Genomic DNA, 12,976 nt, shown 5'->3' on the forward strand with positions numbered 1-12,976 from the left:
GATATCTTGGTAATTCGTTTGCCGGTACGGGAACCGGCGCCGAGGATGCGGGCATGGGGACGACACGACGCGCCGACATGTTCACCGCCGACGGCAGGCCATCCGACGACGACCCGCGCGAGCACGGGCCCACGATGGCGGACGAGCGCACCACGCTGATCGAGTCGCTGCGCGTCGCCCGGCTCACGGTGGAGATGAAGTGCGCGGGCCTGGACGCGGAGGCGATGGCCCGCCGCAGCGTCCCGCCGTCCACCATGTCGCTGCTCGGCCTGATCCGGCACCTGGCCGACGTCGAGCGCGCCACGTTCCGCGTGCTGATGGCCGGCGAGGACGCCCCGCGCCTGTTCGGCTCCGACACCGACCCCGACGGCGACTTCGACGGCGCGGTCACGGATCCGCGCCTGGTCGATGAGGCCTGGGCGGCCTGGCACGCCGAGGTCGACTACGCCACCCGGTTCGTCGAGGCGGCGCCGAGCCTGGACGTCACCGGCGACGACCCGGACAACCGGCACGGCAGCGGCGGCGGCTCGCTGTCGCTGCGCGACGTCCTGGTCGGGACCATCTACGAGTACGCCCGCCACGCCGGCCACGCGGATCTGCTCCGGGAGCGCATCGACGGCCGCGTCGGCCAGTAGAAAGGTGTGGTGACGCAGGAATCACCACTGGTCGCCGACCGGTATCCGCGACTCGCGGCCGAGCTGGCCGCCGCGCTCCGCGCCGCGGGCGAGCACCGGCTGGCGGACCGGGTGCCCGCGCTGCGGATCGTGCGGGAGTGCGGGTGCGGCGACGACTTCTGCCGGAGCCTCTACAGCGGGCCGCCGCCGGACGGGCCGTACGGCCCGGGCCACCGGTGCGTATGGCTGGTCCCGCCGTGGGCCGGCCTGCTGAACCTGGACGTGGTCGACGACGTGATCAGGTACGTCGAGATCATCGATCGGCCGGCGCTGGACTGACCGTCAGGACCGCGCGCAGCTCGCCGAGCGTGTCGAGGATGAGGTCGGCCAGCGGGCGCGCGTCGTCGCGGTCCAGCCACTCCTCCAGGGAGACGTAGAGCAGCGTCGCGCCGATCTCGGCGAGCAGCGCGGCCGTGGCGGGCGCGAGTCCGCGGTCGATGAACGCGGCCCGGACCACGTCGTGCAGCGCGCCGCGCTTGCGCAGCTCCCGCTCGCGCAGGCCCTCGTCGGAGCGGATGATCGCGCGCCGGGCGCGGAGGTCGTCGCGGCGCGGCTCGAACCGCTCGGCCGCGAGCGCGCGCAGGCCCGCCACGATCAGCGTCAGCGGGTCCGCGTCCGGCGGCGCCTCACCCATCAGCCGGTACGCGGCCTCGGTCGCCCGGTCCTCGGCGAACAACACCTCGCGCTTGTCGGCGAAGTGACGGAAGAAGGTGCGCGTGGTCAGCCCGGCGCGCGCGGTGATCTCCGGGACCGTGGTCGCGGCGAAGCCCTGCTCGGTGAACAGCTCGATCGCGGCCCGCTCCAGTCGTTGCCGTGCGTCCGGCTCCCATCTCGCCACGCCGTCGATTCTAGTGATGACATGACGTGCCATCACGGGGTACGGTCATGACACGTCATGTCATCACGAAGTGGAGACGCGCATGGAGACCTGGGTCCTGGGTGCCACCGGCCGCAGCGGGCGGGCGGTCACGACCGAGTTGGTGAGCCGCGGGCTCACGCCGGTCCTGGTGGGCCGCGACGCCGCCCGCCTGGCCGAGGCCGCGGACCGGATCGGCGGCGCCCGCACGGTGGTCGCCGCCTCGGTGACCGCGGCCGGCGAGGAGATCCGGCGGCAGCGGCCGGTCGCCGTGATCAACACGGTCGGCCCGTTCCGCGCGACCGCGACGCCGATCGCGCACGCCTGCCTGGACGCCGGCGCGCACTACGTCGACCTCGCCAACGAGGTGTCCGCGCTGGCCACGACGCTGGCGCTGGACGCGCGCGCGACCACGGCCGGCCGCAGTGTGGTGACCGGCGCCGGATTCGGCGTCACCGCCACCGAGAGCGTGGTCGTCGCGCTCTGCGCGGACCGGCCCCCCGCCGCCGAGGTACGGGTCGACATGGTCCCGTCGCTGGCGATGGAGGCGGGCGAACTCGGCGACGCGCTGGCCGCCACCATGCTCGACGGTCTGCCCGGCTTCGAGGGCGGCCGGCGCTTCCAGGGCCGCCGCTACCGGCGCGGACGCCCGGCCCCGGCCCGGCTCGGCGGCGACGCCACCCCGCTGACGCTGCCGGACGGGTCCCGCGTGGTCACGGTCGGCATGCCGCTCGGCGAGCTGATCGCGGCCCAGCGCGCCAGCGGCGCCCCCGAGGTGGTCGCCGCGTCCAGCGAGGCGGCCCCGCTCCGGCACGTGCTGCCGCTCGCGTCCGTGCTGCTGGAGTTCGCGCCGCTGCGCACGTTCGCGATCCGCCGCTTCGCCCGGGTACGGTTCGGCGCCCGCCCCGCCTCACGCGCGCACTCCTGGGGTCACGCGCGCGTCCGCTGGGCCGACGGCACGGTCCGCGAGGGCTGGCTCCGCCTCGGCGACGCCCAGGCCTACACCGGCGCCGTCCCCGCCGAGGTCACCCGCCGCCTCCTCGCCGGCGAGGGCCGCCCCGGCGCCCACACCCCCGCCGCCCTCTTCGGCCCGTCCCTGGCCGAATCCTGCGGCGGCGAGTTCCTCCTGGACCACCCGGTCACCGCCTAGGAGCCTGTATCGACGTGGGATGCGGGCTGCGGTGTGGCCCGGGCGCCGCCCGGCCGCACGGCGCGAAAGCCCACAGACAACACCGATATGCGGACGTCCGCGCCGCACACCCGGACGGCACCTGCACCTCGCCTCGCCCCGACCCCCACGTCGATACAGGCTCTCGCTCCCGGGCCGGCCGCCCCACGAGAGAGCGCGGGACCGTCCGCCGCCGGTGCGGCCACGGCTCACCGCTGGCCGGCGGGCCTCGGGCGAAACGCGGCTACCTCGCGCGGGCGGCGAGCGGCCGCGGCTCATCGCCGGTCGGCGGGCTTCGCGCGGAGCGCGGAGCCCGGCAGCTTGTGGCCGACGGTGAGCGGGCGTGCGGGGCCTGGCGACGGCCAGGACGTCCCGCGCGGCGGTGGCGGCGCCGAACCCGCGCGGCGGCAAGGGCGTGCCGGGCGCGTGGCGCTGCGCCGGTCACAGCGCCACCGAGACCGCACGGCGGCGGCCGGCCACCGCGGGAGCGTCGGGTGCGCAGCGCTGGACCCGCGCCGGGGACGGGGCGGGGTTCGAGGTGAGTGGCCTCGGATCCCGCAGGGAGGTCGGTCAGCGACCGACCGGTGCCCGCGGGAGCATGCGGAACGGAACCCGCCGGAAGCGGGTGGAGCGGAAGGTTTATGCGGCCAGGGCCGCGTAGCGGCCGTTCGAGGCGACCAGGCCGTCGTGGGTGCCGAGTTCGGCGATGCGGCCGTGGTCGACCACCGCGATCTGGTCGGCGTCGCGGATGGTGGAGAGGCGGTGGGCGATGGTGATGGTGGTGCGGCCCTGGGCGAGCGTGTCGAAGGCGCGCTGCACCGCGCGCTCGGTCTCGGTGTCCAGTGCGGACGTGGCCTCGTCGAGGACCAGGATGCGAGGGTCGCGCAGCAGGGTGCGGGCGATCGCGATGCGCTGCTGCTCGCCGCCGGAGAAGCGGTATCCGCGGGAGCCGACCACGGTGTCGTAGCCGTCCGGCAGGCTCTGGATGTGGTCGTGGATCCGCGCGGCGCGGGCGGCGGCCTCCAACTCCGCGTCGGTGGCGTCCGGCTTCGCGTAGCGCAGGTTCTCCCGGATCGTGGTGTGCAGCAGGTAGGTCTCCTGGCTGACCACGCCGACGATGCCGGCGAGGTCGTCGAGCCGCAGGTCGCGCACGTCCACGCCGTCGACGGTGACGCGGCCGGAGTCCGGGTCGTGCAGGCGGGCGATCAGCGCGGCGATGGTGCTCTTGCCGGAGCCGGTCTCGCCGACCAGCGCGAGGCTGCTGCCGGCGGGCACGTCGAGCGTCACGCCGGCCACGGCCGCGGTGTCGCTGCCCGGGTACGAGAACGTGACGTCCTCCAGGCGCAGGTGGCCGCGCGGGTCGTCCAGGCGCCGCGGGTGCACCGGGTCCGCGACCTCGATCGGCAGGTCCAGATACTCGAAGATGCGGGCGAACAGCGCCAGCGAGCTGGTGATCTGCACGCCGACGCTGAGCAGGCCCAGCAGCGGCCGGAACAGACCGTTCTGCAGCGCGGTGAAGGCGACGAGCGTGCCGATGCTGATCGCGCCGGCGGTGCCGGGCAGGCCCGCGGAGAGGTAGATGAGCGCCGGGATCACCGCGAAGATGATGCTGAGCAGTGCCATCCGCCAGCGGCCGGCCAGCTCGGAGCGCAGCTCCAGGTCGATCAGGCGCTCGGAGGACGCGGTGAAGCGGGCGATCTGGTTCGCGCCCGCGCCCATGGTCTTGCTCAGCCGCACGCCGCTGACCGACAGGCCCTCCTCGATGGTGACGTTGAGATCGGCCAGTTCGCGCTGGCGCTGGGCGACGATCTCGCGGCGCATGCCGGCGACCTTGCGGGTCAGGTAGATCGCGGGCGGCAGCACGATCAGCGACGCCAGGGACAGCTGCCAGGACAGCGCGATCATCGCGACCACGGTGGCGACCGCGGTGGTCAGGTTGGAGGCGATGCCGGTCGCGGTGTTGGTCACCACGGTCTCCATGCCGCCGATGTCGTTGGTGATCCGGGACTGCACCTCGCCGGTACGGGTGCGCGTGAAGAACCCGACGGACTGCCGCTGCAGGTGGGTGAAGACGTCCACGCGCAGCCGGTGCATGACCTCCTGGCCGACCCGGGTGGAGATCCAGGTCTGCACCACGCCGAGCGCGGCGGTCACCACCGCGACCACGATCATGCCGGCGACCAGCCAGGACAGCAGCGTGAGGTCCTGCTCGGGGAGCGCGACGTCGATGACCTCGCGGAGCAGGAACGGCGACGCCATCCCGACGATCGCGGCGACCACGATGATCGCGGTGACGATCGCGAGCGACCCGCGGTGCGGGGTGAACAAGGCGGCGATGCGGCGCAGCGACACGGCGCGCGCCTGGGCCCTCTCGGCCTCGGTGGGTTTGTGGTGATCTCTCGGCACGCGGTCTCCCTATTACTGAGGTTACCTCATCATGAGGCTACAACCGCATGTGCCGCTATGCTATTCCGCGTGCCGCCCGCCGAGTCCGAGTCGCTTCCCGAGCTGTTCTGGGCGGTCGCCCGCCGGCTGCGCCACCAGAGCCGCGAGACGCTGGCGCCGTTCGCGATCACGCCGAGCCAGTCGCGGGCGCTGGGCGTGCTGATGCACCACGGGTCGCTGCGGCTCAACGCGGTCGCCGAGCACCTGCGCATCGCGCCGCGCTCCGCGACCGAGGTGATCGACGACCTGGAGGCGCTGGGGTACGCCACCCGCCGCCCCGACCCGGACGACCGCCGCGCCACGCTGGTCTCCCCCACCGAGGCCGGCATCGCGGCCGGCGAGGCGATCCGCGCCGCCCGCCTGGCCGAGGCCGACCGGCTGTTCGGCGCGCTGCCCCAGCCGGACCGGGAGGCGCTCGCCCGCATCCTGCGCACGCTGCTCTGACCGATTCTCGTCCACGGTAGACACCCCGGCAGCCCACGAAGCTCCTGGTGAGGCCTGGTTTCGGACAATCTCCATGTACGGTTGCACAACCTATCGAGACCGGACGTTATAGTGCATCGGTGATCGATTTCGGAGCCGCATCCGGAGACCTGGGCCGCACCACGGGCGCCGTCTACTCGGCGGGCACCACCCACGGGCCGTCCGGCAGCCTCGGCGACAATCGCCGGCCGACCGCCGAGGCCATGCAGATCGTGCAGCGCACCGCCGAGAAGGTGGCCGACCGGCCGGTCGCCCTGGCGGAGGCGTTCTACCGTCACCTGTTCGCGCTGGCCCCCGGCGTGCGCTCGATGTTCCCCGAGGACATGACGGCGCAGAACGAGCGGCTGTGCCGCGCGTTGCTCGACGGCATCCGCGCGCTCGTCGAGCCGGAGCGGTACGCCGGGCAGATGGAGCGGGCGCTGCACCGGCTCGGCGCGCACCACGCCGACCGCCTCGGTGTCCGCCCGGAGCACTACCCGTACGTGGGGCACGCGCTCGTCCGCGCGGTCGGCGACATCTCGGACGACTGGTCCTCGTCCACGAGTTCGGCGTGGATCTGGGTCTACGACTGGATGGCCGCCCACATGCTCAGCGCGGCGGGGCGGCCGGGACACCTGAGGTCATGAACGCAGCGGCATGCTCGCCCGGAAGTGGCCGTAGCGGGCGAGCAGCCGCGCCTCCTCGTCCAGGTAGAAGTTCGGCCGCTGGTCGGCCTCGTGGTAGTAGCGGTGGAAGACCGGCGTGGCGGCGCCCGACATCGGCGGCACGATCCAGCTCCAGTCGGCCGGCACCTCGCGGCCGGCGCGCTGCTCCCGGCGTATGTGCTCGAGGAACCGGGCGGCCTCGGTGTGATGGTCGGTGATCTTCACGCCCGCCCGCTCGTAGGAGTGCAGCACCGCGCGGTTCAGCTCGACCAGCGCGCGGTCGCGCCACAGCGTCGTCTCCGAGCTGGTGTCCAGGCCCAGCCGGTCCGCGACCACCGGGAGCAGGTTGTACCGGTCGGCGTCGGCCAGGTTCCGGGCGCCGATCTCGGTGCCCATGTACCAGCCGTTGAACGGCGCCAGCGGGTAGTCGACGCCGCCGATGCGCAGCCGCTGGTTCGCGATGGCGGGCACGGCGTACCAGCGCAGGCCCAGCTCGGCGAACCAGCCGAACTCGGGGTGGGTGAGCGGCACCTCGAGCACCACGTTCTGCGGCAGGTCGTACATGTGCATGCCGTGCTCCGGCGTCTCCACCAGCAACGGCAGCACGTCGAACGGCGTCTTCTGGCCCTTCCAGCCGAGCAGCTCCATCGACTCGGTGAAGTCCACCTGCGCCGGGTCGCCGAGCGTCGCACCGTCCGGCATGCGGTAGCCGGCGTACCGGATGAGCTGGTCGTTCCACACCCGAGCGAACGGCCGGCCCGGCTTCGCCGGCGCGAACACGCTGAGCACCGGGCGGACCGCGCCGCGCCGCACGGCCCGCGAGCCGGGGCGCACGTCGGTGCCGCTGGCTATCTCCAGGTGCCGCACCAGCCCCGCGTAGATCTCGTGCGGCGTGGTGGCCGACCGCCGGTCCAGCACGTGCAGGCTGCGCCAGTAGAGCCGGCCGATGCAGCGGCTGGCGTTGCGCCAGGCCAGCTTCGCGCCGTAGGTGACCTCGTCCAGGGTGTGCTCGTACGTGCCGGTGGCCGCGATCTCCGCCCGCACCTCGGCGAGCCGGGCCGTCACGTCGCCCACCCCGGGGTTCTCCGCGTGGTACTGCCGCAGGAACTCCTCGGCCTCGTCCCAGTCCGTCGGTGCGTCCCGATCCCAGTCCGCAACGGGATGATCCCGATAGCCGGGTGTGCCCACGTCTCTTCCACCGTCCCGCAATAGATCGTGTTAAGAGCGATGAAGATCGTAAATTTCCGGCACTTTACCGTCAAGCGGGCGATAATTTCCCACGAAACGTAGCGGTAACACCACTCGGAGCATGTCCCTTTTGAACGGCTCGGTCCTATTGCGACTGATCAGTCGCGCAGATTTCGGACCAGTAGTTCGCCGGTCGCCAGCAGATGCGCGCGCATGGCGTCGCACGCGGCGTCGCCGTCGCGGGCCAGCACGGCCGCGACCACCGGCTCGTGCTCGGCGTGGATTCGGGCGAGCGTGCGGCCGCTTGCCGTGGTGGGCGGGCCGAGCAGCGCGGTGGTGGTGCGCAACCCGTCGATGATCGCGGCGGTGCGCGGCTTCCCGGCCGCCCGCAGCAGCCGGTCGTGCAGTTCCCGGTCCGCGGCCCAGAACGCGGCCTCGTCGCCGCCGGCGAGCGCGACCGCCATGGCCGCCAGCGACGACCGGATCGCGGCGTGCTGCGCGTCGCTGCCGTGCGTGGCCGCACGCCGGGCGGCGGGCGGCTCCAGCGCGAGCCGGATGCCGATGATCTCCTCGACGTCCGCGGCGCGCGGCGGCAGCACGCGGAAGCCGCGGTTGCGCCGGATCTCGATCAGGCCGGCCTCGGCCAGCCGCAGCAGGCCCTCGCGGACCGGGCTGCGGGACACGCCGAGCAGCTCCGCCAGCTGATACACGGAGTAGGTCACGTCCGGCACCAGCTCACCGGCGGCGACGCCGTCCCGGACCGCGCGGGCGACCGCGTCGGCGAGCGTGGGGGCCGCTGGCGGCAGGCTGAGCTGGGGCACGAGTAACATGTTACTTATGACTGACGTGGTGACGGCATTGCAGCGGGCCGGCCTCGAGGTGCGCGCCGATGCCGGCACGCGCGGGATGTACGCGTCCGACGCCTCGCTCTACCGCATCCCGCCGCTCGCCGTGGTCCGCCCGCGGCACACCGACGAGGTCGCCGCCGCGCTCGAGGTCGCCCGTGCCACCGGCACGCCGCTCACCTCGCGCGGCGCCGGCACGTCCGTGGCCGGCAACGCGGTCGGGCGCGGCATCGTGCTGGACTTCTCCCGCCACCTCAATCGCGTGCTCTCCGTCGACCCGGAGGCGCGGACCGCGGTGGTCGAGCCCGGCACCGTGCACGCGGTCCTGCAACGGGCGGCGACACCACACGGCGTGCGCTTCGGCCCGGACCCGTCGACCCACCCGCGGTGCACGATCGGCGGCATGGTCGGCAACAACGCGTGCGGCTCGCGGTCGCTCGCCTACGGCCGCACCTCCGACAACGTGGCCGGCCTCACGCTGCTGACGGCCTCAGGTCAAGAACTCGTCACGGGGTACGACGAGAGCGGCGCACCCTTCGCCCGGGGCGCGGAGCCGGTGCTCGCGGACCTCCGGCGCACCGTGGGGCGGCACCTCGCCACCGCGCGCACCGAGTTCGACCGGTTCGGCCGGCAGGTCTCCGGCTACGCCGTGCAGCATCTGCTGCCGGAGCGCTTCGACCTGACCCGCGCGCTGGTCGGCTCCGAGGGCACGCTCGCGGTGATCACCCGGGCGACCGTGCGGCTGGTGGTGGACGCGCCGGTCCGGGTGGTGGTCGTGCTCGGCTTCCCGGACATCGTCGCGGCCGGCGAGGCCGCCCCGGCCGTGGTCGCGCACGGCCCGACCTCGTGCGAGGGCCTGGACTCGCGATTGCTGGACGTGCTGCGCGCCCGCCGCGGGCCGGACGCGGTGCCGCCGCTGCCGGCCGGCGGTGCCTGGCTGTTCGTGGAGCTGGCCGGCGACGACGCCGGCGAGGTCGAGTCCCGCGCCCGGCGGCTGGCCGCGGACGGCATCGGCGCGGACGCGCTGGTGGTCACCGACCCGGCCACGCAGTCGCGGCTGTGGCGCATCCGCGAGGACGGCGCCGGGCTGGCCGGCCGCGCGCCGTCGGAGAAACCGGCCTGGCCCGGCTGGGAGGACGCGGCCGTGCCGCCGGAGAGGCTGGGTGCGTACCTGGCCCGGTTCGACGAGTTGGTCGCGGCGTACCACATGACCTCGGCGCCGTTCGGCCACTTCGGCGACGGCTGCATGCACGTGCGGCTCGACCTCCCGCTCGACGAGCCCGGCGGCACGAAGATCATGCGCGAGTTCCTGACCGACGCGGCGAAGCTGGTCGGCGAGTTCGGCGGCTCGCTCTCCGGCGAGCACGGCGACGGGCGGGCCCGCTCGGAGCTGCTGCCGCACATGTACTCGGCGGACGCGATCGCGCTGTTCGCCGGCGTCAAGGCCGCGTTCGACCCGGAGAACCTGCTCAACCCGGGCGTGCTGGTCGACCCGGACCCGATCGACGCGGACGTGCGCCCGGCCGGCCGGTTCCCGCTGGCCGGGCTCGCGATGGCGTACCCGCACGACGACGGCGACCTCGGCCAGGCCGTGCACCGGTGCACCGGCGTGGGCAAGTGCCGGGCGGACAACTCCGCGGCCGGCGGCGTGATGTGCCCGTCGTACCTGGCGACGCGCGAGGAGAAGGACTCCACCCGCGGCCGGGCCCGGGTGCTGCAGGAGGTGGTGCGCGGCGAGCTGTCCTGGTCGGACCCGTCCGTGCACGACGCCATGGACCTGTGCCTGTCCTGCAAGGGGTGCGCGTCCGACTGCCCGACCGGCATCGACATGGCCACCTACAAGTCCGAGGTGCTGCACCAGACGTACCGGGGGCGGCTGCGCCCGCGCTCGCACTACACGCTGGGCAAGCTGCCGATGTGGGCGCGGCTGGCCGGGTGGATGCCGCGCCTGGCGAACCTGGGCGTGCGGCTGCCGCTGATCGGGCGGGCCGCGCTGTGGCTGGCCGGCGTGGACGGACGGCGGTCGGTGCCCGCGTTCGCGCGCCGCCCGTTCCGCCGCACCTTCAGGCCCGCGGCCACCCCGGGGAAGCCGGTCGTCCTGTTCGCGGACTCGTTCTCGGACGCGTTCTCCCCGGAGGTCGCGGACGCCACGGTACGGGTGCTGCGCGCCGCCGGATACGAGCCGCGGCTGCCGTCCGGGCCGGTGTGCTGCGGCCTGACCTGGATCACCACCGGGCAGCTGGACTCGGCGAAGAAGATCCTCGCCCGTACCGTGGCCGCGCTGGCCCCTGACGCCCGGGCCGGCGTGCCGATCGTCGGCATCGAGCCGTCCTGCACCGCCGTGCTCCGCTCCGACGTGCGCGAGCTGCTTCCCGGCGACGCCGACGCGGAGGCCGTGGCCGGATCCGTCAAAACCCTCGCCGAGCTGCTGTCCCGGACGCCCGGCTGGACGCCGCCGGACCTGTCCGGCGTGCAGGTCGTCGCGCAGCCGCACTGTCACCACCACGCCGTGCTCGGCTGGAAGACGGACGCGGACCTGCTCGCCGCGAGCGGCGCCACGGTCCGGCGGCTGGCCGGCTGCTGCGGCCTGGCCGGCAACTTCGGCGTGGAGATCGGCCACTACGAGGTGTCCGTCGCGGTGGCCGAGCAGAACCTGCTGCCCGCGCTGGACGCCGCCCCGGACGCGGTGGTCCTCGCGGACGGATTTTCCTGCCGCACGCAGGTCGCCGACCTGCGTGACCGGCCCGCCGTGCACCTCGCGCAGCTGCTGGACCGGTGATACTGGACGGCATGACCGGATCTCTGCACGGCCTGGTGGTCGTCCAGCACGGCGAGGTCGTCCTGGAGCGGTACGGCGCGGGCGAGGACTTCACCTGGGACCGGCCGCTCGGCCACGTGGTCTTCGACGCCGGCACCCCGCACGACGTGCGCTCGGTGACGAAGAGCGTGGTCGCGCTGCTGTACGGCATCGCGCTCGCCGACGGCCGGGTGCCGGAGCCGTCCGCGCCGCTGCTGGCGTCCTTCCCGGAGTACCCGGACCTCGCCGCCGACCCGGCCCGGGCGCGGCTGACCGTGGCGCACGCGCTGACCATGTCGCTCGGCCTGGAGTGGCGCGAGGAGATCCCCTACTCCGATCCGTCCAACGGCGAGATCGCCATGGAGCTGGCACCGGACCGCAACCGCTACGTCCTCTCCCGCCCGGTGGTGACCGCGCCCGGCGAGCGGTGGGTCTACTGCGGCGGCGCGTCCGCGCTGATCGGCCACCTGATCACGGCCGGCACCGGGCGGTCACTCGCCGACTTCGCGCGGGAGCGGCTGTTCGGCCCGCTCGGCATCGACACGTTCGAGTGGATGACCGCGCAGGACGGCGTCCACTCCGCCGCGTCCGGGCTCCGCCTCACGCCCCGCGACCTGGCCCGGATCGGCACGCTGGTGCTGACCGGCGGCGAGGACCTGGTGCCGCCGTCGTGGCTCGCCGCGATGCTGGAGCCGCGCCTGGAGGTCGAGTGGGGCGACCGGTACGGCTACCAGTGGTACCTCGGCGACCGCACCGTCTACGCGGCCGGCAACGGCGGCCAGCGCCTGTTCGTCCTGCCGGACCGGGACGCGGTCGTGGCGGTCACCGCGGGCGCCTACGACGACCCCGAGCAGTGGCGCGTCCCGCACCACGCGCTGCACGAGGTCGCGCTGCCCGCGCTGCACCCCGTTCCTCGCCACCCTCAGTAGACCCAGACCGGCGTACCGACCGGCATCTGCCCGTTCGCCCAGACCCAGTCCATCGCCGCGATCGTCAGCCGCGCGCAGCCGTGCGAGGCCGGTTCCGGGGGCACGCTCGGCGCCCCGTGCACCGCGATCCCGCCGTTGAAGTACTTCGGCCGGTACAGCGGGCCGAGCGGCCCGTACCGCCACGCGTCGATCTCCCGCCCCACCCGGAACCGGCCGGCCGGCGTGTCCGCGAGATAGCGCCGGCCCTGGTAGCGGTAATACTCGTTGGAGCCGGTCGACGTGTTGAAGATCCGCGTGACGGTGCCGTCGTCGACCAGCATCAGCAGTTGCCTCGCCAGGTCGATCTCGACCCGGTGCCCCTTGCTGCTCCGCGCGCCCGGCCGGACGCCACCGGCCAGCGCGCTCATCAGCGCCGGGTCGGCCCGCCCGGTGCGCTCCAGTCCCGCCGCCTTCTGCGCCGCGTACACCGCCTGCAACGTGAGCGGCCCGAACTTCCCGTCGGCCGGCCCGTTCCAGTAGCCCAGCGCATCCAGCCGCTGCTGCAGCACGAGGATCTCCGGCCCCGACTCGCCACGCGTCAGCGTGCCGTCGGCGCCCGCCGTGGGAATGCCGGTAGGCGTCGGCGTGCCCGTCGAGCCCGGCGTGGGAATCCCGCTCATCGTGGGTGCCGGCGCGGAGGCCGTCGGCACGGTCGGCAGTCCGGTCGGCCATCCGGTCGGCGTCGGCGCCGGTGTGGCCCGCGTCGGCGCGGTCGCCGTCGGTGCCGGCGGCCCGGTGCCGCTCGGCGTGCCGTCCGGCGCCGTCGGCGTGCCGGTCGCCTGCTGCGCGAGCGGCGCATCGGTGGCGGTGCCACATCCGGCCGCCAGCACGACCGCGACCCCCAGCGCCACCGCGCGCCGCACCGTTCCGCGCACCGTCATCGGCCCATTGTCCCTGATCAGGGCCGT

General features: G+C 74.1%; 12 protein-coding genes. 7 read left to right on the top strand and 5 right to left on the bottom strand.

The window, feature by feature from the left end; all coding sequences use genetic code 11:
* Positions 1-53 precede the first annotated feature (53 nt).
* Together J2S41_RS14575 and J2S41_RS14580 are read left to right on the top strand one after the other, a co-directional pair.
* Positions 54-635: a DinB family protein gene (locus J2S41_RS14575; RefSeq protein WP_310368030.1), complete on the top strand. Its 582-nt coding sequence runs from the start codon at positions 54-56 to the stop codon at positions 633-635.
* A 9-nt stretch (positions 636-644) separates the two neighbouring features.
* Positions 645-953, top strand: coding sequence for a hypothetical protein (locus J2S41_RS14580; protein WP_310368032.1), 309 nt, complete (start codon positions 645-647; stop codon positions 951-953).
* Here J2S41_RS14580 and J2S41_RS14585 read toward each other — a convergent pair.
* Entirely contained in the window at positions 928-1,512 is a 585-nt protein-coding gene (locus J2S41_RS14585; RefSeq protein WP_310368037.1) for a TetR/AcrR family transcriptional regulator, read from the bottom strand. The genes J2S41_RS14580 and J2S41_RS14585 overlap by 26 nt on opposite strands.
* Before the next feature lie 82 nt (positions 1,513-1,594).
* On the opposite strand from J2S41_RS14585, the gene J2S41_RS14590 reads away from it, so the two are divergent.
* On the top strand, positions 1,595-2,680 hold the full coding sequence (locus J2S41_RS14590) for a saccharopine dehydrogenase NADP-binding domain-containing protein (protein ID WP_310368040.1): 1,086 nt from the start codon (positions 1,595-1,597) through the stop codon (positions 2,678-2,680).
* Between the two features lie 657 nt (positions 2,681-3,337).
* Here the strand turns inward: J2S41_RS14590 and J2S41_RS14595 are convergent.
* The gene (locus J2S41_RS14595; protein ID WP_310368042.1) at positions 3,338-5,104 is read right to left on the bottom strand and encodes an ABC transporter ATP-binding protein; all 1,767 of its coding nucleotides are present in this window, start codon (positions 5,102-5,104) and stop codon (positions 3,338-3,340) included.
* Between the two features lie 69 nt (positions 5,105-5,173).
* Between J2S41_RS14595 and J2S41_RS14600 the strand changes: the two genes are divergently transcribed.
* Both J2S41_RS14600 and J2S41_RS14605 read left to right on the top strand, forming a co-directional pair.
* Positions 5,174-5,587 carry a MarR family winged helix-turn-helix transcriptional regulator gene (locus J2S41_RS14600; protein ID WP_310368043.1) on the top strand — a complete coding sequence of 138 codons (414 nt, stop codon included), beginning with the start codon at positions 5,174-5,176 and terminating at the stop codon, positions 5,585-5,587.
* Between the two features lie 119 nt (positions 5,588-5,706).
* A complete protein-coding gene (locus tag J2S41_RS14605) occupies positions 5,707-6,252 on the top strand; it encodes a globin domain-containing protein (RefSeq protein ID WP_310368045.1) in 546 nt (181 codons plus the stop codon).
* Here the strand turns inward: J2S41_RS14605 and J2S41_RS14610 are convergent.
* Together J2S41_RS14610 and J2S41_RS14615 are read right to left on the bottom strand one after the other, a co-directional pair.
* Positions 6,247-7,458, bottom strand: coding sequence for a nitric oxide synthase oxygenase (locus J2S41_RS14610; protein ID WP_310368047.1), 1,212 nt, complete (start codon positions 7,456-7,458; stop codon positions 6,247-6,249). The genes J2S41_RS14605 and J2S41_RS14610 overlap by 6 nt on opposite strands.
* A 158-nt stretch (positions 7,459-7,616) precedes the next feature.
* Positions 7,617-8,279, bottom strand: coding sequence for a GntR family transcriptional regulator (locus J2S41_RS14615; protein WP_310368049.1), 663 nt, complete (start codon positions 8,277-8,279; stop codon positions 7,617-7,619).
* Between the two features lie 16 nt (positions 8,280-8,295).
* Here J2S41_RS14615 and J2S41_RS14620 point away from each other — a divergent pair, with 16 nt between their 5' ends.
* Complete coding sequence (locus tag J2S41_RS14620) at positions 8,296-11,082, top strand: FAD-binding and (Fe-S)-binding domain-containing protein (protein WP_310368052.1); 2,787 nt, start codon at positions 8,296-8,298, stop codon at positions 11,080-11,082.
* An 11-nt stretch (positions 11,083-11,093) separates the two neighbouring features.
* On the top strand, positions 11,094-12,029 hold the full coding sequence (locus tag J2S41_RS14625) for a serine hydrolase domain-containing protein (RefSeq protein WP_310368055.1): 936 nt from the start codon (positions 11,094-11,096) through the stop codon (positions 12,027-12,029).
* Here the strand turns inward: J2S41_RS14625 and J2S41_RS14630 are convergent.
* Positions 12,023-12,949, bottom strand: a complete 927-nt coding sequence (locus tag J2S41_RS14630; RefSeq protein ID WP_310368058.1) for a L,D-transpeptidase family protein — start codon at positions 12,947-12,949, stop codon at positions 12,023-12,025. The two genes, J2S41_RS14625 and J2S41_RS14630, sit on opposite strands and share 7 nt — an antisense overlap.
* Positions 12,950-12,976: the final 27 nt, after the last annotated feature.

Source organism: Catenuloplanes atrovinosus (assembly GCF_031458235.1).
Taxonomy (GTDB): Bacteria; Actinomycetota; Actinomycetes; order Mycobacteriales; family Micromonosporaceae; genus Catenuloplanes; species Catenuloplanes atrovinosus.

Excerpts from the sequence above, each read along its gene's own strand:
- J2S41_RS14630 (WP_310368058.1), bottom strand. The coding sequence starts at position 12,949 with ATGACGGTGCGCGGAACGGTGCGGCGCGCGGTGGCGCTGGGGGTCGCG.
- J2S41_RS14620 (WP_310368052.1), top strand. The coding sequence starts at position 8,296 with ATGACTGACGTGGTGACGGCATTGCAGCGGGCCGGCCTCGAGGTGCGC.
- J2S41_RS14590 (WP_310368040.1), top strand. The coding sequence starts at position 1,595 with ATGGAGACCTGGGTCCTGGGTGCCACCGGCCGCAGCGGGCGGGCGGTC.
- J2S41_RS14575 (WP_310368030.1), top strand. The coding sequence starts at position 54 with ATGGGGACGACACGACGCGCCGACATGTTCACCGCCGACGGCAGGCCA.
- J2S41_RS14625 (WP_310368055.1), top strand. The coding sequence starts at position 11,094 with ATGACCGGATCTCTGCACGGCCTGGTGGTCGTCCAGCACGGCGAGGTC.